This is a genomic window from Streptomyces sp. NPDC004752, assembly GCF_053601275.1.
Genome location: NZ_JBSGBN010000104.1, coordinates 17,302 through 33,537, shown reverse-complemented (window position 1 = coordinate 33,537; position 16,236 = coordinate 17,302). Strand labels below are relative to the sequence as shown.

General features: G+C 73.8%; 15 protein-coding genes and 1 pseudogene. 10 read left to right on the top strand and 6 right to left on the bottom strand.

Going from position 1 to position 16,236, the window contains the following annotated elements:
* Positions 1-404: 404 nt before the first annotated feature.
* Positions 405-2,042: an acyl-CoA dehydrogenase family protein gene (locus tag ACWEKM_RS33400; protein ID WP_451625005.1), complete on the bottom strand. Its 1,638-nt coding sequence runs from the start codon at positions 2,040-2,042 to the stop codon at positions 405-407.
* Positions 2,043-2,182: 140 nt separating this feature from the next.
* On the opposite strand from ACWEKM_RS33400, the gene ACWEKM_RS33395 reads away from it, so the two are divergent.
* From ACWEKM_RS33395 to ACWEKM_RS33380, 4 genes and pseudogenes are all read left to right on the top strand, one after another.
* Entirely contained in the window at positions 2,183-3,337 is a 1,155-nt protein-coding gene (locus tag ACWEKM_RS33395) for a YihY/virulence factor BrkB family protein (protein WP_451625004.1), read from the top strand.
* A gap of 331 nt (positions 3,338-3,668) precedes the next feature.
* A pseudogene (locus ACWEKM_RS33390) lies at positions 3,669-3,926 on the top strand (MATE family efflux transporter); the annotation flags it as partial.
* Between the two features lie 403 nt (positions 3,927-4,329).
* A complete protein-coding gene (locus ACWEKM_RS33385; RefSeq protein WP_451625003.1) occupies positions 4,330-5,265 on the top strand; it encodes an AraC family transcriptional regulator in 936 nt (311 codons plus the stop codon).
* Between the two features lie 9 nt (positions 5,266-5,274).
* Complete coding sequence (locus ACWEKM_RS33380) at positions 5,275-5,961, top strand: helix-turn-helix domain-containing protein (protein WP_451625002.1); 687 nt, start codon at positions 5,275-5,277, stop codon at positions 5,959-5,961.
* On the opposite strand, the gene ACWEKM_RS33375 is transcribed toward ACWEKM_RS33380, so the two are convergent.
* Positions 5,944-6,345 (bottom strand): VOC family protein, encoded by a 402-nt coding sequence (locus ACWEKM_RS33375; RefSeq protein ID WP_451625001.1) that lies wholly within the window; start codon positions 6,343-6,345, stop codon positions 5,944-5,946. The two genes, ACWEKM_RS33380 and ACWEKM_RS33375, sit on opposite strands and share 18 nt — an antisense overlap.
* Before the next feature lie 3 nt (positions 6,346-6,348).
* Between ACWEKM_RS33375 and ACWEKM_RS33370 the strand changes: the two genes are divergently transcribed.
* The 4 genes from ACWEKM_RS33370 (at position 6,349) to ACWEKM_RS33355 (ending at position 9,779) form a co-directional block, all read left to right on the top strand.
* Positions 6,349-6,507, top strand: coding sequence for a hypothetical protein (locus ACWEKM_RS33370; protein WP_451625000.1), 159 nt, complete (start codon positions 6,349-6,351; stop codon positions 6,505-6,507).
* A 124-nt stretch (positions 6,508-6,631) separates the two neighbouring features.
* On the top strand, positions 6,632-7,495 hold the full coding sequence (locus tag ACWEKM_RS33365) for an isocitrate lyase/PEP mutase family protein (RefSeq protein ID WP_451624999.1): 864 nt from the start codon (positions 6,632-6,634) through the stop codon (positions 7,493-7,495).
* A complete protein-coding gene (locus tag ACWEKM_RS33360) occupies positions 7,492-7,773 on the top strand; it encodes a hypothetical protein (RefSeq protein WP_451624998.1) in 282 nt (93 codons plus the stop codon). Before ACWEKM_RS33365 ends, ACWEKM_RS33360 begins: the two co-directional genes overlap by 4 nt.
* Positions 7,774-8,210: 437 nt before the next feature.
* Complete coding sequence (locus ACWEKM_RS33355) at positions 8,211-9,779, top strand: carboxylesterase/lipase family protein (RefSeq protein ID WP_451624997.1); 1,569 nt, start codon at positions 8,211-8,213, stop codon at positions 9,777-9,779.
* A 166-nt stretch (positions 9,780-9,945) separates the two neighbouring features.
* Here ACWEKM_RS33355 and mmuM read toward each other — a convergent pair whose 3' ends face one another.
* Together mmuM and ACWEKM_RS33345 are read right to left on the bottom strand one after the other, a co-directional pair.
* Positions 9,946-10,872, bottom strand: a complete 927-nt coding sequence (gene mmuM / locus ACWEKM_RS33350; protein ID WP_451624996.1) for a homocysteine S-methyltransferase — start codon at positions 10,870-10,872, stop codon at positions 9,946-9,948.
* A gap of 190 nt (positions 10,873-11,062) precedes the next feature.
* Positions 11,063-11,536: an NUDIX hydrolase gene (locus tag ACWEKM_RS33345; RefSeq protein ID WP_451624995.1), complete on the bottom strand. Its 474-nt coding sequence runs from the start codon at positions 11,534-11,536 to the stop codon at positions 11,063-11,065.
* A 303-nt stretch (positions 11,537-11,839) separates the two neighbouring features.
* Between ACWEKM_RS33345 and ACWEKM_RS33340 the strand changes: the two genes are divergently transcribed.
* On the top strand, positions 11,840-12,271 hold the full coding sequence (locus tag ACWEKM_RS33340) for an NUDIX hydrolase (RefSeq protein WP_451624994.1): 432 nt from the start codon (positions 11,840-11,842) through the stop codon (positions 12,269-12,271).
* Here ACWEKM_RS33340 and ACWEKM_RS33335 read toward each other — a convergent pair.
* Positions 12,252-12,980, bottom strand: a complete 729-nt coding sequence (locus ACWEKM_RS33335; RefSeq protein ID WP_451624993.1) for a hypothetical protein — start codon at positions 12,978-12,980, stop codon at positions 12,252-12,254. The two genes, ACWEKM_RS33340 and ACWEKM_RS33335, sit on opposite strands and share 20 nt — an antisense overlap.
* A gap of 37 nt (positions 12,981-13,017) precedes the next feature.
* Positions 13,018-14,403, bottom strand: coding sequence for a hypothetical protein (locus ACWEKM_RS33330; protein ID WP_451624992.1), 1,386 nt, complete (start codon positions 14,401-14,403; stop codon positions 13,018-13,020).
* Positions 14,404-14,749: 346 nt separating this feature from the next.
* On the opposite strand from ACWEKM_RS33330, the gene ACWEKM_RS33325 reads away from it, so the two are divergent.
* The gene (locus ACWEKM_RS33325) at positions 14,750-15,961 is read left to right on the top strand and encodes an MFS transporter (RefSeq protein ID WP_451624991.1); all 1,212 of its coding nucleotides are present in this window, start codon (positions 14,750-14,752) and stop codon (positions 15,959-15,961) included.
* Positions 15,962-16,236: the final 275 nt, after the last annotated feature.

Sequence of the window (16,236 nt, the reverse complement as noted above, 5' to 3'; positions counted from 1 at the left end):
CCGGTCGGGGCGCGATCCGCGCGCGCCGACCCGACAGGGTGGCCTCGCGCACCTCGCTGAGCAGCCGCGCCGCGTCGACGGCGGCGCGCTGCGCCCCATTCATCGGCGGGTTCGCCACGGGGATCCTCCAGGAAGCGTGCGAGCGGTCATCGGCAAGTCACCCGGGCGTCGGTCTCCGGTCCGACTCCCGTGCTCATACTGCCGGTTCGGCCGTGCCGCGGGCACACACTCCAGCGCACAGCCGTCGACAAGTTGCAACCCCCTGCAACCCTGGTGAACGGCCGGGGGGTGGCCAAAACTTGAGATGCGTCGCCCCGGGCGGCGCTCGTGGCCCCTGACGGGCCCGACACGCGGGGGTGGTGCCGTGTCGGCGCGGCACCACCCCCGCGACGGACGTCCGCCGCTCACGACGTCGGCCGCGCCCGGTCCACCACCGACGCCAGGTCCAGCGAGGGCGGCAGGGTCCCGAACGCGGAGCCCCAGTCGCCGCCCAGCCGGGACGCGCAGAACGTGTCGGCGACCTCGGGCGGCGCGTACCGGACCAGCAGCGACCCCTGGAGCACCAGCGCCATGCGCTCCACCAGCCGCCGCGCGCGCCCCTCCACGCTCTCCAGGTCGCCGAGTTCGGTCAGCAGGTCCTTCACCGCCCCGTCCAGCCGGCGATCCGCGCCGCGCGCCCGGCCCACCTCCAGCAGAAAGGCGTCCAGCGCCTGCGGCTCGCGGCGCAGCGCCCGCAGCGCATCCAGCGCCTGTACGTTCCCGGCGCCCTCCCAGACGGAGTTGAGCGGCGACTCACGCACCAGCCGGGGCAGCCCCGACTCCTCCACATAGCCGTTGCCGCCCAGGCACTCGGCCGCCTCCACCACCACCGGCGCACACCGCTTGGTCACCCAGTACTTCGCGGCCGGCACCGCGAGCCGCAGCAGCGCCAGCTCCCGCTCGCCCCCGTCGTCACAGGCGGCGGCCAGCCGCAGCCCGAGCGCCGTCGCGGCCTCCGACTCCAGGGCGAGGTCGGCCAGCACATTGCGCATCAGCGGCTTGTCGACCAGCTTGCCGCCGAAGGCCGCGCGGTGCGCACAGTGGTGCACCGCCTGCGCCACCGCCTGCCGCATCAGCCCCGCCGAGCCGAGCACGCAGTCGAGCCGGGTCGCGGCGACCATCCCGATGATCGTCGCCACCCCGCGCCCCTCCTCGCCCACCCGGCGCGCCCAGGTGCCCGCGAACTCGACCTCGGCGGACGCGTTCGACCGGTTGCCCAGCTTGTCCTTGAGTCGCTGGAGCAGGAAGACGTTGCGGCTGCCGTCCGCCAGTACCCGCGGGACGAGGAAGCAGGTCAGCCCCGCCGGGGCCTGCGCCAGCACCAGGAACCCGTCCGACATGGGCGCCGAGCAGAACCACTTGTGCCCGGTCAGCTCGTACGTCCCGGCCTCGGCGAGCGGCCGGGCCTTCGTCGTGTTCGCCCGTACGTCGCTGCCCCCCTGCTTCTCGGTCATGCCCATGCCGAAGACGGCGCCGGGCTTCTTCCCGGCGGGCCGCAGCTCGCGCTCGTAGACCGTGGACGTCAGCCGCGGCTCCCACTGCGCGGCGAGCGCGGGATCGGTGCGCAGCGCGGGCACCGCGGCGTGGGTCATGGACAGCGGGCAGCAGGTGCCGGCCTCCACCTGGGTCCAGATCAGAAACCCGGCGGCCCGCCGCACATGCCCGGCCGGGCGGACCCAGGCGCCGGTCAGACCGGCCGCGATCCCCTTGCCCAGCAGCCGGTGCCAGGCCGGGTGGAAGTCGACCTCGTCGATCCGGTGGCCGTAGCGGTCGTGCGTGCGCAGCCGCGGCGGGTTCTCGTTCGCCTGCACCCCCCACTCCTGCACCTGGGCCGTGCCGGCGGCCCGGCCGAGCGTGGACAACTCGTCGCGCACCTCGGCGAGCAGGGCGGGATCGGTGTGCCGTTCGACCGCCTCGGCCAGGGCGCGGTCCGCGGTGAACAGGTCGTAGCCGACCAACGGGGGAGGCTGGTTCGTCACGGTGTGGGTGGTGGTGCCTGCCATGTCTGCGAACCTATCCGGGGCGACGGCGGAGGACACCACAGTGACACAGCGGCGGCACCGGACGTCATGCCTGGCCATCGCCCGCCCCGACCGCACCCCGGAAGGTGAGAGCGGCGCGGTGCGACGGATACCTTTGGGTCGTGCAGCCAGCAAGTGAATCCCTCGAGCGGCGCTCCGGGCGCCTCCACCGGGCACGCGCCCTCTACCGGAACGTCTCCAAGCGGAGGACCGCCTGGCTGCTGCTCAAGGACACCGTCAACTCATGCCTGGAGTACCGCATCCTGGGCCTCGCGGCCGAGGCGGCGTTCTTCACGCTGCTGTCGGTGCCGCCGCTGCTGCTGAGCCTGATCGGGCTGCTCGGCTACGTCGACGACTGGACGGGCGCCGACACCATCCGGAGCCTGGAGACCAATCTGCTGGACGCCTCCCGCACGGTCCTGTCGGACAAGGGCGTCAAGGAGATCGCGGAGCCGATTCTGCACGACGTGATGCAGGGCGGCCGTCCCGACGTCATCTCCATCGGCTTCCTGTTCGCGCTGTGGTCCGGCTCCCGCGCGGTGAACGTCTTCATCGACACGATCACCGTGATGTACGGCCTCGACGGCGTCCGCGGCATCGTCCGGACCCGGCTGATGGCGTTCCTGCTGTTCATCGTCGGGCTGCTGATCGGCTCGGTGGCGCTGCCGCTGATGGTGGCCGGGCCGGACGCGGTGGTGCGGATCGTGCCGTGGTCGGAGACGGTGGTGCAGGTCCTGTACTGGCCCGTCGTGATCGTGCTGTCCGTCGCCTTCCTGACGACGCTGTACCACGTCTCCGTGCCGGTCCGCTCACCGTGGATCGAGGACGTGCCCGGTGCGCTGGTGGCCCTCGCGATGTGGGTCCTCGGCAGCTTCCTGCTCCGCATCTATCTGACGCACACGATCGAGGGCGCCACCATCTACGGTTCCCTGGCCGCCGCGGTGGCGGTGCTGCTGTGGATCGGGGTGTCCGCTTTCGCGGTGCTCGTCGGCGCCGCCGTGAACGCCGCGATCGACCGGGTCTGGCCGGCCGCCGCCACGGCCGCGGCCCGCGCCGCCAACGAGCGGCTGCGCGAGGCCCAGGTCGTCGAGTACGTGGCCCGGGCCGCCGCGCTGCGGGACCCCGACGACCCGGACGACCCCGACATGCCGTCGGAGTTCCCGGAACGCTGGTCCCGCTTCCTGCCCCCCGAGGACGTGACCGCGCGACTGCGCACCCACGTCAGAAACAGCCACCCCCCGAAGCCGGACGAGTCCACCACCCCATCGGACAAGTAACGCCCCGCGCCCCAAGCGGCGGTGGCTCGAAGAGTCGGCGCGGGCGACCTCCAGGCCGCCATCCGTCAGGGCATGGACGGCATCTGGCTGGCACTGCTGCTAGTGCCCCGGCAGGCAACGTTTGCCCGTTGAGGAGCGACGTCGTGGGGGTCCCCTGCTCGAACGGAGCCGAGAGCTTGGGGGAGCGTGCTCTCGGCGTGCCGGGTGCAAGCCCTCGTACTGGACGTACTTGGGCTTGTGCCCGGTGCGGCGAGTGGGGGTGCCCCCTGCTCGAAGAGCTCGGCGGAGCGTGCCGGGCGTCGTGACGGGGCGAACGTTGCCTGTTGGGGCACTAGGACTCGCCGTCATCGCCGTCGTCCTGCCGCCGGCCCCGGCCATCGTGGACCTCTTCGGCGCCTCGGCCACCGCGGCACCATATGCGACGACCTACCTCCGCGTCTCCTCCCTCGGCATCCCGGCCATGCTGGTCGTACTCGCCGTCACCGGTGTCCTGCGCGGACTCCAGGACACAAGGACCCCGCTCCACGTCGCCCTGGCGGGCTTCATCACCAACGCGGCGCTCAACGCCGGACTCCTCTACGGTGCCGGGTTCGCGACCGGGCCCCGCCGCCTGCGGCCGGGGGCTTCCCCGGGCCCCATCGCGACCGGGCCGCGCTGCCTGCGGCCGAGGGCTTCCCCCGGCCCCGGCGGGCCGATCTTTGGGACCGAGCCCGGTGCGGCGCCGTGCCACGAACACCGCCCGGAGCAGCGGCCCCCGCCGACGCCCAGCGCCGCTGACGCCCAGCCCCGCCGACGCCCACGCCCAGCGCCTCCGGTCTCGTCCAGCCCTCCGGTTCCGCGTCGCCCCTCCGGTCTCGTCCAGCGTCACGACCACCGTCATCCGGCTCCGCGTTCCCCCCTGTTCCGTGTCATGCCCCGAGCCAACTCCCCAGCGCCCGGGGCGGAATCGCCGAATCGCTCATTCCCGCAAGCGCGCGTCTACGCTGGCCCTCATGGATGCACTCGCCGGCCTGCTGGAGGGCCCACGCGCGCGTGGCGCCTTCATGATCCGCGCGTGCTTCGACCCGCCCTGGGCCGTGCGGGTGGCCGACCGGGCCCCGCTGACGGTGATGCTGATGGTCCGCGGCGACGCCTGGATCATCCCGGACACCGGCGGGCCCGTGCGGCTGCGCGCCGGGGACCTGGCCATCGCCCGCGGCCCGGCCCCGTACACCTGCGCCGACGCCCCCGACACCCCGCCGCAGGCGCTGATCCTGCCGGGCGGCGAGTGCAGCCGGCCCGACGGGACCACCCTGGGGGGCTCCATGGACCTGGGCGTACGCACCTGGGGCGACCGCGTCGAGGGGTCCACGGTGGTACTGATCGGCACGTATCCGATGCAGGGCGAGATCGGCGGCCGACTGCTGGACGCACTGCCGCCGCTGCTCACCCTCACCTCCGACGTGTGGCAGTGCCCGCTCACCCCCTTCCTCGCGGAGGAGATCGTGCGCGACGAACCGGGTCAGGAGGTCGTCCTCGACCGGCTGCTCGACCTGCTGGTCATCGCCGCGCTACGGGCCTGGTTCGCCCGCCCGGACGCGGCGGCCCCGGCCTGGTACCGGGCGCTCGCCGATCCGGTCGTCGGCCGCGCCCTGCGGCTGCTCCAGGACGAACCGGGCCACCCCTGGACGGTCGCCTCGCTCGCCGCCGAGGCCGGGGTGTCCCGGGCGGCGCTCGCCCGCCGCTTCACGGACCTGGTCGGCGAGCCCCCGATGGCCTACCTCACCGGCTGGCGGCTCGCCCTCGCCGCCGACCTGCTGCGCGACACGGACGACACCCTCGCCGCCATCGCCCGCAGGGTCGGCTACGGCAGCTCGTTCGCCCTGTCCACCGCCTTCAAACGGGTGTACGGGGTCAGCCCGCAGGAGCACCGGACGCGGGCCGCGTAACCTACGTACGTGTACGAGGAGCGGGCGTCCCGGCTGACCGGCGCGGTGGTGTGGCAGCACACCCCGGACGGCGCCGCGGGCGGACAGGTGCTGCCGGACGGCTGTATGGACCTGCTGTGGAGCGAGGGGCGGCTGCTGGTCGCGGGCCCGGACACCCGTGCGTACGCTCCCGACGGCCCGGCCCGCCGCTGGGCCGGCCTCCGCTTTCGGCCGGGCACCGCGCCCGCCTTCTTCGGTGTGCCCGCACACGAACTGCGCGACCGACGGGTGGCGTTGGCCGACCTGTGGCCCGCCGCACAGGTGCGCCGCCTGGGCGCCCGGGTCGACGCGGCGGCCGACCCGGCGACGGCGCTGGAGGAGATCGTCCTGGAGCGGGCGGCGGACCTGGCGCCGCCCGACCCGTTCCCGAACCGGCTGGTCGAGGCCCTGGAAGCGGGCCGCCGGGTGGCCGCCACCGCCGACGAACTCGGCCTCGGCGCCCGCCAGTTGCACCGCCGCAGCCGCAACGCCTTCGGTTACGGCCCGAAGACGCTGGCCCGCGTGCTGCGCCTGCAACGGGCCCTTCGGCTGGCCCGGTCCGGGGTGCCGCTCGCCGAGACCGCGATCCGGGCCGGCTATGCGGACCAGCCCCATCTGTCCCGGGACGTACGGGAGTTGGCGGGGATGCCGGTGGGGCGGCTACTCGGCGGCGGATAGCGGCGCGAACAGGTCGACGCCGTTGCCGTCGGGGTCGTGCACGGTGGCGTACCGCTGCCCCCAGAAGGCGTCCCACGGCTTCAGCTCCCCGTGGTACCCGGCGTCCACCAGGTCCTGGTACACGGCGTCCACCTCGGCCGGTGAGGCGCACCGGAAGGCGAGCGCGACCCGGCCGCCGCCGGCCGGCGGGCGCCAGCCGGGGTGGAAGGAGCGGATGGTCTCGTCGGTGTCCAGGGCGAAGGTCAGCCCGCCGGGCAGTTCCGCCTCGACGTGCGGCTGCTCCTCGGCGCCCGCGGGGAAGTCCAGACCGAGGCGGCGGTAGAAGGCGAGCGAGGCGGCCAGGTCGGAGGCGACCACGCCGATCACGGCGAATCGTGGAGTCATGCCGTGACCGTAGGCGGGGCCCGGGCCGCCGGTCTTGAACGAATCGGACACGGCCGGCCGTGCTGCGGCCGACTGCTCGGCGCCCGCCTCGTCCGGCACCCCGAACTCCGGCCGGGCCGGGCCGGTGTCGGCTGGGCGGCCCGTACCGACGCGGACCAGTGACGTTTCTCCGGTGAACCGGTTGCGCCGATGGAGTGAGTAAAGCGCGCATACGGAGAGAGTCACGTAAACCCATAGACATCCTCTTGTCTTGGTAAAGGACCTCCTTGATGGGAGAAACCAGAACATGACCTATGGGAAGAAACTGCGCGAGCGGATCGCCGCGCCGGAGACCAGTCCGCTGATCGGCGTGTACGACATGTACTCGGCGTCGATCGCGGCCAAGCACTACGACGGGATGTTCGTCTCCGGCTTCGGCTTCGCGGCCTCGCACTACGGCCTGCCGGACATCGGGTTCATCGCCTGGCCGGACATGGTCGCGTTCGTCCAGCGGCTGCGGGGTGCGTTCCCGCACCACCACCTGCTGGTGGACATCGACGACGGCTACGTCGACCCGGAGGTCGCCTGCCATGTCGTCGAGGGGCTGGAGCGGATCGGCGCCTCCGGGGTGATCCTGGAGGACCAGAAGCGCCCGCGGCGCTGTGGCCACGCCGACGGCAAGCAGGTGCTGCCGCTGGAGGAGTACCTGGAGAAGCTGGACAAGGTGCTGGCGACCCGTCAGGACCTGGTAGTGGTGGCCCGTACGGATGCCACCGACGAGCACGACATCCTGCACCGGGCCGAGCGGCTCGCCGCCACCGACGCCGACGTGGTGCTGGTCGACGGGGTGCGCAGCGTGGAGTGGATCCACCGGATCCGCGAGGTCGTCGGCGGCAAGCCGCTGCTGTTCAACCAGATCGCGGGCGGCAAGTCGCCGCGGCTGTCGCTGGGCGAGCTGACCGACCTCGGCGTGGACGTCGCGATCTACAGCACACCGTGTCTGTTCGCGGCCCACCAGGCGATGGACTCCGCGCTCACTGAACTGAAGGCGGCCGACGGCCGGTTGCCCGAGGTCGACGCGGCGACCGGGGTCGGCGTCAAGGCGTCCACCCGGCTGCTGGAGCAGAACATCGCGCGGGAGCGGCTGCAGCCCGAGGGCGTGGGGGTGTGACGCATATCGTGTCCGGGCTGCGGACGGCGACGGTGATCGCCGCGGCGCTGCTCGGGGCCGTGTCCGTGTTCGCGCCCACGGTCGCGGTCGCGGACACGGACGCGGGCGGGAGCCTGATCACCGTCCTCGACAACTCGCAGGCCGACTCGATCCTGGAGGTCGACCGCACGGCGAACCTCCAGACCGGCCGGGGCACCGCGGGCAGTGATCACGACGGCAGCGCGGTCGACGCGATCCAGGCCCTGATGGGCGAGGGCGACTCGGACGACGAGGACTGACCCGGCCCCCACCGGCCGACGGCCGGGCACCCACCCGAGGGGGCCCGGCCGCGGGCCTGCGCCTGATCGGGCGTCTGCGCCCGATCGCGATGCGCGCGCCCCGTCCGCTCTGCGTGCGGTCGTCCCTTCGGAACCGGTCCGGCGGGGGAGTCGGCTCAGCGCCCCGGTCCGGGACGGGCGGCCGCCGGTGCGGTGGACGAGCGGGGCGGGTCGTTCCGCGTGCGTTCTCTCCGGGTGGTGGTCGCCGAGCGGCATCCGCCCCGGCAGCCGCGGCGCCGTAGCCCTTCGAAGCCCCGAACAGAGCGCGTGCCGCCGTACGGCACCCCGGCGTACGCCGAACAGCTCTTTGGGCGCTGCGCACCCCCGGAATACCGGCGGACGATGGAGCGCTCTCAAGTCACCGGTGCAAGCGCGCTGCGGGAGGAGCTGGTGGGCGGATGACGGCAGACCAGGCGGGCCCCGTGGTCAACACGCCGTACGGGGCGGTGCGCGGTAGATACGAGCGCGGCGTCGCGGTGTTCCGCGGCATCCCCTACGCGGCTCCGCCCTTCGGGCCCCGCCGGTTCCGCCCGCCCGAGCCGCCACAACCCTGGGACGGCGTGCGGGACGCGGGGGCCTTCGGTCCGACCGCGCCAAAAGCGCCGTACTCGGAGGCATTTGGGCACTACCTGTCCGATCCGGAGGTGCCCGGCGACGACTGCCTCAACCTCAACGTATGGACCCCGGAGCCGGGGCCCGCCGCCCGCCTCCCCGTCCTGGTGTGGCTGCACGGCGGCGCCCTGACCAGGGGTTCCTCCGCCGTGCCGGTCTACGACGGATACGCCTTCGCCCGTGACGGCGTCGTCCTCGTCTCCCTCAACTACCGGCTGGGCGTCGAGGGCTACGGACTGTTCCCGGACGCGCCCGCCAACCCCGGACTGCGCGACCAGCTGGCCGCGCTGCACTGGGTGCATGCGTCGATCGCGGCCTTCGGCGGCGACCCCGACCGGATCACCCTGGCCGGCCAGTCGGCCGGGGCGATCAGCATCGGCGCGCTGCTGGCCGCCCCACAGGCCCAGGGACTGGTGCGCCGGGCGGTCCTGCAGAGCGGACCGCCGGAGGCCGCCGAGCGGGACAAGGTACGGCGCATGGTGCGCCGTATGGCCACCCGGCTGAAGGTCCCCGCCACCGCCGAGGCATTCGCCGCCGTCGACCGGGAGCTTCTGCTGCGCACCCAGGCCGAGGTGGGCCGGTTGAGCAGCCCCGTCCTGGGCGGCCCCGCCTTCGGCATCGTCGTCGACGGCGATATCGTGCCGCGCGATCCGCTGGCGGCGCTGATCGAGGGGGACGCCGCGCGCGACGTCGACCTGTTGCTGGGCTGGACCCGCGACGAGTACCGGCTGTGGCTGGTCCCGGGCGGGCTGATGGACCATGTGGACCGGCTCGGCCCGGTCGCGCTGGCCGGTGCGATGGCCCGCTGCCACTGCGGCCACGAGGTGCCGCGCGGCTACCGCGCCCTGCACCCCGAGGCCCGCACCGCCGAGATCGTCGGCCAGCTGGTCACCGACCACCTGCTGCGCCGCCCGCTGCACCGGCTGGCCGACGCCCGCCCCGGCTCCTCGTACAGCTATGAATTCGCCTGGCCCTCCGACCTCCCCGGCCTCGGCGCCTGCCACGCCCTCGAACTGGGCTTCGTGTTCGACACCGGGGACGTCCCCGAGTCACGGAAGCTGGCGGGCGAGGGCGGCCCGCGGGAGCTGTGCGAGGCGATGCACGGGGCCTGGGTACGCTTCGCCGTCAGTGGCGAGCCCGGTTGGCAGGCATGGGACGACAGTCATCCGGTGCGGATTTTCGGGGACGGTGACCCGTACACCGTCCACGGTCCGCGTGATCGTGAACTCGCGCTGTGGACGGTCGGCGGTGCCCGCGAGTCCGTCCCCGTCGGCGGGGCTCCGGCCGTGCACGGCACCGAGCCGGCGTCCGCCGTGCGCCGACTGCGCCGAACGATGCGGGCCCGGCCGCACTGACGCGGCGGTGCTTAGGGTCTGCAGAAGAACAACATGTGGGTGAGCGGCCTGCTGAGCTGCGAGGTCAAGTCGCAAAACCAGCAAGTTATTTTCCGGCAGACCCTTAGAGCTGCGAACAGAATGGGCGCCCGGCCGCACTGACATGGCGGCGCTCAGCCGGATGCGCTCAGCCGGACGTGAGCATGCGCGCGATCGACGCGATGGTGCGCGGCCCCACCCGGCAGCAGCCGCCGATCAGCCGGGCGCCCGCGTCCCGCCACGCCTCGACCTGCTCGGCGCGGAAGCCGACGCGGCCGTCCCAGCCGCGGGCCACGGCGTCCCAGGACTCGCCGCTGTTGGGGTAGGCGACGACCGGCTTGCCGGTGACCCGGGCGGCGATCTCGACCGCCCGGCCGACGTCCTCGGGGGCGCAGCAGTTCACGCCGACCGCGATCACCTCGTCGGCGTCCGCGGCCAGGGCGAACGCCTCCGCGAGCGGCTGCCCGGCCCGGGTGCGGTCCCCGTCGACGGTGTACGACAGCCAGGCGGGTACGCCGAGTCCGCGCACCGCCCGCAGCAGGGCGGCCGCCTCGTCGGTGTCCGGGACGGTCTCCAGGGCCAGCACGTCCGGGGCGGCACCGGCCAGCGCCTCAAGGCGCGGGCGGTGGAAGCGTTCCAGCTCGGCCACGCTCAGCCCGTAGCGGCCCCGGTACTCGGAGCCGTCCGCGAGCATCGCCCCGTACGGTCCGGCCGACGCGGCCACCCACAGCGGGCGCGCGATCCCCTCGGCGCGGGCCTGTCGCGCCGCGTCCCGGGCCAGCGTCACGCTGAGCGCGAGCAGCCGGGCCGCCTCCCCGCGGCCGATCCCGCGCCGTGCGAAGCCCTCGAAGGTGGCTTGGTAGGAGGCGGTGATCGCCACGTTCGCGCCCACCCTGAAGTACGCGAGGTGCGCCTCGGTGACCGCCTCGGGCCGCTCGGCCAGCAGCCGCGCCGACCACAACGCGTCCCCCAGGTCGTGCCCGGCGGACTCCAGCTGATTGGACATACCGCCGTCGAGCACGACCGCTCCGACCCGAAGCGCCTCGGCAAGCGGGGGTGCGCTGTCACCGCTCATCCCTCGACGCTAGCCGATGCCGCACCCCCGACAGCAATGGGCACCTTGAGGGCCGGGGCCGGGGCCGGGGTGCCTCGGAGGGCGGACGGAGCAGCGCATCGCCCCACAGGAGGCACCTCGCGGACCCGCCGGTCGCCCCGTCCGCGAACGTCGCCGCCCATGGGCGGCCGGCCCGGCAGGCGATGGCGCCTCAGTGCTGGATCAGGCCGCCGACCGGGACGGCGGCGACATGGCCGGTTGCCGGAAGCGTCCGCGCCAGGGCGAGGCCGATGTCGACCAGTGAGGATCGGCGCAGCCGAGCGACATCGGGAATCGGAGTCCAGACCGACTCGGCGATCTCACCGTCCGGCTCGGGCCGAAGTTCGCCGCCGGTGACATGGACCTGGTAGAAGACGCCGACATTCTGGTGCTCGGCCAGGCCGGGCAAGGGGCGGTCGGCCGCGGGAATCACCCTGGAGTCCACGCCCAGCAGGCGTTCGACCACCGCATCGCAGCCGGTCTCCTCGGCGACCTCCCGGATCACCGCGTCGAACGGATCCTCCGCGTGCTCGACCCTGCCGCCCGGAAGGGTCCAGTTGCTCTCGCCGTTCGGCGGCACATGACGGGCGAGCAGCACCCGCCCGTCCTCGATGCACACGGCGTACGCCGCCAGCCGGAAACTCATCCCGCGCACCTCCCACCCAGGACCCTATCCCGACGTCCCCGACGTCCGAGATCCACGCGGCGCGATGAGCGCGGAGCGTGCGAGGGCCGACATCGCGGGCGGGCGCGCGTCGCGCGGTGCGACGCTCTCGTAGGGCGAGGTACGGGCGCCGTGGCGGCGACCGGGATGAGGGCGGCGGCCCGGATCGGAGCCGCGGGCGGATGAGAGCGAGGGCACAGACCCGTCCGGGACGCGCTGGTACGGTGGAGGCTTTCCTGGGTAACAGACCCTTTGGACTCAGCACCGGCGAGGGACCGAGGAACCATGGACCTGGAGATCCCCGGCGAGAAGCGACTGGCGGCCGCCGTCGTCATGGACGAGCGGGAGCGAGTGCTCCTGGTGCGCCGCAGCGAGCGCGAGCGGTTCCTGCCCCGGGTCTGGGGCGTGCCGTGCGGCAAGTTGGAGCCGGGGGAGTGTCCCGAGGACGGCGCCCTGCGGGAGTTGAAGGAGGAGACCGGCCTGCTCGGCGAGGTCGTCCGCCGGGTCGGCGAGTCCTCCTTCGTCAGCGAGTACCGCGGGCACGAGGTCAAGAACTGGCAGGACAACTTCCTGGTCCGGCCGTTGACCCGGGTCATCACCCTGCCCGAGCCGGATCAGGCATACGCCTGGCTGGCCCTCGACGAGCTGTCCCGCGTCGACATCGACGACTACAACCTGGACGTCGTGCGCCAGGCCGTCACGCGTACGAGTTCCTGAGCAACTCGGCCAGGTCGTCCAGCGCTTCCAGATAGTCCGGCACATCCAGCGGTACCTTGGCCACCGCCCCGGGATGCGGACCGGCAACCGTGAACACGTCCGTGTGCCGCCGTCGTCCGGCACCGGTCTCCAGGAACAGCGTCACCGTCGGCGCGTCCGTGTCGCACCAGGCGCGGTGCAGGGTGTGCGCGGGCAGCGCGTAGGTGCTGCCCGCCGTGTACCGCCCGACCTGGGTCAGCCGCAGCGGCTCCCGCCCGGCCGGCGCCAGCAGCCAGTCCGCGGTACCGTCCGACAGCGTCTCCTCGTAGCGGTCCGCCGCGATCCCGCCGCTCCCCGCCTCGTACAGCTCCATCACCAGTCGGCCCCGCACGATGCAGGAGGCCAGCGCGGAACGGTGGTTGTGGACGTCCTCCTTGCCCGCCGCGCCGGTGCCCGGGTGCCAGACGTGGGCGCGCAGCATGTGCCGGGGGCCGCCGTCGACCAGCAGGAGCTTGTCGAAACCGAGGACGTGCCGGTACGACAGCCGGGCACACCCCGCCGGATCGCCCTCGCCCGAGGCCAACTCCGCGATCAGCTCCAACAGCCGGTCGGGGGAGCCCAGTTCGTCGACCACGGCACGGGCCGCGTGCACCCTCTCATGCTCGGGCAGCTCTCCGTCCAGGGTCTCGGCCAGCAACCGCCGTGCTGCGAGGACCTGTCGACCGCCCATGCACCCACCCTTCGACCACCGTGCCCGCACGGCGTGTTCAACCATCCGGCCGATACATCCATACGGCATGGGTCCGCATCGCCGAAAGCCCTTGATAGGTCATCCACATGGGGCGGCGCAGCTCGCTGCCGTCGCCCCGGTCCCAGCTCCAGACGCCGTCCGTCTGCCCCGCCCACACGGCGGCGAACGCGCCGTCCAGCCGCTCCCGCCGGCGCTCCTCCAGGCCGTCCGCCAGCGCGACCTCCCGGGCGCCGGGCGTGGTCAGGGCGCGCACCAGCCAGGACGCGGTGAAGTGCCGCACGTTCAGCACCTCGTGCCGGGCCGGGTCGTCGGTGCGCGGTCTGCGCACCTCCTCGCGCAGGTTCGTCACGTCAGGGCAGGCGTCGTGCCGCCCGTCCGGGCAGCCGAGCAGCCAGCGCACCCCGTCCTGGCGGGCCGCCCGCGCTCCCGCCGTCTCGCCCAGCACCCGCGCCGCCCGGTCCAGGGCGACCACGGCCTGCGCGGTGTGCAGCGCCGACGGCGGCCCGTACGGCGGCCGCAACCGGTAGGCCCAGCAGCGCAGATGGTCCCGGCGCTCGTCGTCCAGCGCACCGTCGACCAGGGCCTCGCACAGCTCGGGCAGGATCGGCGAACGGGGCGCGGCACGCAGCAGACCACGCAGCACGGTCGTGACGACATGGGTCGAATCCCGGCCTGCCGGGTCGGACGCACGGGTGAAACGCGCGGTGCAGCCGGTCACCTCCGCCGCCACCCGGTCACCGGACGACCCGGCCCGCGCCAGCGCGCCCAGCACCAGCGCCGTGATCTCGGGCCGGGCCTCGGAGCCCTGCGTGCGGGCCGACCAGCCGCCGTCCGGCAGCCGCAGCCGCCACAGCGTCGCCACCAGATCGGCCGTGCTCAACCGCCCGTCCGGCATCCCCAGATCGAGCATCATGTGCAGTCCGTACGCCGTGCTGAGCGCCGTCGGCGGCGATGCGCTGCCCTCGCCCAGGGAGTGCGACCAGCCGGTGAGCCGGCCGCGCACCGGATCGTCGACGACGCTCACCTCGCCCACCAGCGTCTCGTACGCGGAGGCGAACATCCCGGGCAGCGGACCGGGGCCGCCGGGCGCCGCCCGGACGGTCGGCACCGCGGTCCGGCCCGCCGTGTCGGCCCGGAGCCGCAGCAGCGCCGCCGCGAGCCACGCCGCCACGGCCGTACCGAGGCCGCTCACCCCGGAGACCAGCCACTTGGCCGCCGGTCCGCCGAGCGAGTCCGGCAGTACCCCGAACAGGCCCTGGAAGACGCCGTATCCCGCGGCCACGCAGCCCAGGCCGCCCAGCCAGCCGACGAACCGGGCAGGCGGCGAGCCCGCATCGGGCGCGGGCACCGGATCGGCCGCGCCGGACCTCAAAGGCCCGCGTCCCAGCTGCTGTTGCGACAAGGCGCGCTCCCTCCCCCGGGACGGCACGACACACCCGCTCACACTCGCGAAGAACCCAGTCTATGGGGTCGGCGGGGCCCCTGGGGCGTCGGCCGGAACCGCCGTCCGGGGCCGCCGACTCCAGGGCGCGGGAACCATGGAAGGTGGCGAGCAACAGGCGTGCGGCGTGGGCCGGATGGGGTCGGCAGCGACGCCGTCCGCGGCCGCAGCACCGGAGCAAGTCAGGGGTGATCCCGGCGGTGCGGCGCAGCGTGGTGGAGTATCAAGTGCCTTATGTTTCTGGGTTGTTGGCGTCCTGGCATGCGCGGCGGCGGCGCATAGAGTTGCCCCGGAAACGGGGGTGGGGATGGACGACGGGGCGCGACCCCTGTGGCGGCAACGGGACTTCGGGATCTTCTGGACCGCGCAGACCCTCTCGGTCCTCGGTGACTCCTTCGCGCTGATCGCCCTGCCGCTGCTGGTGCTCCAGGCCACCGGCTCGCTCGCCCGGATGGGGCTGCTGACGGCGGTGGGGGCCGCGGCCTCCGTACTGGCCGCGGTGTTCGCCGGGGCGCTGGTGGACCGGGTCGACCGCCGCAGGCTGCTGATCACCTGCGATCTACTGCGCATGGCGCTGTACGGGCTGGTCCCCCTGGTGTGGGCGTTCGGCCCGCGCATCTGGCTGCTCTACGCGGTGCTCCCGGTGTGCGAGGCCGTCGGCATGCTGTTCGCCGTCGGATACGTCACCGTCGTGCGGGGGTTGGTCGACCGGAGCCGGCTGACCGAGGCCAACGGCCGGCTGAACGCGACCGCCGCGGCGGCCGGGGTCCTCGGGCCGCTGGGCGCGGGCCTGGTGGCGGCCTGGACGGGACCGGCCGCCGCGGTGGGCGTGGACGCGGCGAGCTTCGGGGTGTCGGCGATGTCCCTGCTTTTCGTACGGATCAGGGAACGCGCCCCGGACGGCGCCGAACGGCCCGGGTACGCCGGTCTGTTGCGCGACCTGCGCACGGGTGTGTCCTTCCTCCGCCACCACCCGGTGCTGCGTGCCCTGACCGCGCTCCTGTTCGTCTTCAGCTTTCTCACCCTGGGCCTGACCGGCCTGGTCATCTACCACCTCAAGTACGACCTCGGCCACCCGGACGGCACGGTCGGCACCGTCCTGGCGGTGGGTGCGCTCGGCACGATCGCGGGCTCCCTGCTCGTCGCCCCGGTCCGCCGACGGCTCGGCTTCGGACCGGCCTGGATCGGCTCGGTCGCGGTGTGCGGGCTGGCCTTCGCCGGCCTCGGCCGGGTGCGGGAGGTGGCCGCCGTCGCCGTACTGAGCGCGGCCTTCCTGGCCTGCGTCGGCATGGCCGGCACCTGCTCGATGTCCCTGCGTCAGGAGGTCACCCCGGAACCCCTGCTGGGCCGGGTCACCTCCGCCTTCTGGACCGTCCACTATGCGGCGGCGCCCATCGGCGCGGCCGTCCTGACCTGGTCGGCGGAACGGTACGGGACGGCCCCGGTCGCCGTGATCGCCGGGGGCTGCTGCGTACTGATCGCGGCGGCGGCGCTGGCCACACCGGTCCGCGGCGCGTGACCGGCACTGGTCCGTGGCGCGTGACCGGCACTGGTCCGTGGCGCGTGATCGGCACCGACGCGGATGCCGACCGGACGCGTCCCGCGTGACCCGGTTCCTGCGTGACCGGGTCCCGGCCGTCGCTCTCGTCCGTCCCCCCGCCCCGCCGGCACCGGAGCCGAGGCCGTCGGGCACCGCGGGCGTTTGCCCGCCCGGCGGGCACCGCGACAAGGAGCTGTGCCACCGCCTCCCCGGTCGCTGACGCAGCGCGGTTCCCGAGACGGGCGCGCCCGCGG

Bases quoted from the DNA above. Each gene is read 5' to 3' on its own strand.
- ACWEKM_RS33400 (WP_451625005.1), bottom strand. From the start codon at position 2,042: ATGGCAGGCACCACCACCCACACCGTGACGAACCAGCCTCCCCCGTTG.
- ACWEKM_RS33385 (WP_451625003.1), top strand. From the start codon at position 4,330: ATGGATGCACTCGCCGGCCTGCTGGAGGGCCCACGCGCGCGTGGCGCC.
- ACWEKM_RS33375 (WP_451625001.1), bottom strand. From the start codon at position 6,345: ATGACTCCACGATTCGCCGTGATCGGCGTGGTCGCCTCCGACCTGGCC.
- ACWEKM_RS33365 (WP_451624999.1), top strand. From the start codon at position 6,632: ATGACCTATGGGAAGAAACTGCGCGAGCGGATCGCCGCGCCGGAGACC.
- ACWEKM_RS33355 (WP_451624997.1), top strand. From the start codon at position 8,211: ATGACGGCAGACCAGGCGGGCCCCGTGGTCAACACGCCGTACGGGGCG.
- mmuM (WP_451624996.1), bottom strand. From the start codon at position 10,872: ATGAGCGGTGACAGCGCACCCCCGCTTGCCGAGGCGCTTCGGGTCGGA.
- ACWEKM_RS33345 (WP_451624995.1), bottom strand. From the start codon at position 11,536: ATGAGTTTCCGGCTGGCGGCGTACGCCGTGTGCATCGAGGACGGGCGG.
- ACWEKM_RS33340 (WP_451624994.1), top strand. From the start codon at position 11,840: ATGGACCTGGAGATCCCCGGCGAGAAGCGACTGGCGGCCGCCGTCGTC.
- ACWEKM_RS33335 (WP_451624993.1), bottom strand. From the start codon at position 12,980: ATGGGCGGTCGACAGGTCCTCGCAGCACGGCGGTTGCTGGCCGAGACC.
- ACWEKM_RS33325 (WP_451624991.1), top strand. From the start codon at position 14,750: ATGGACGACGGGGCGCGACCCCTGTGGCGGCAACGGGACTTCGGGATC.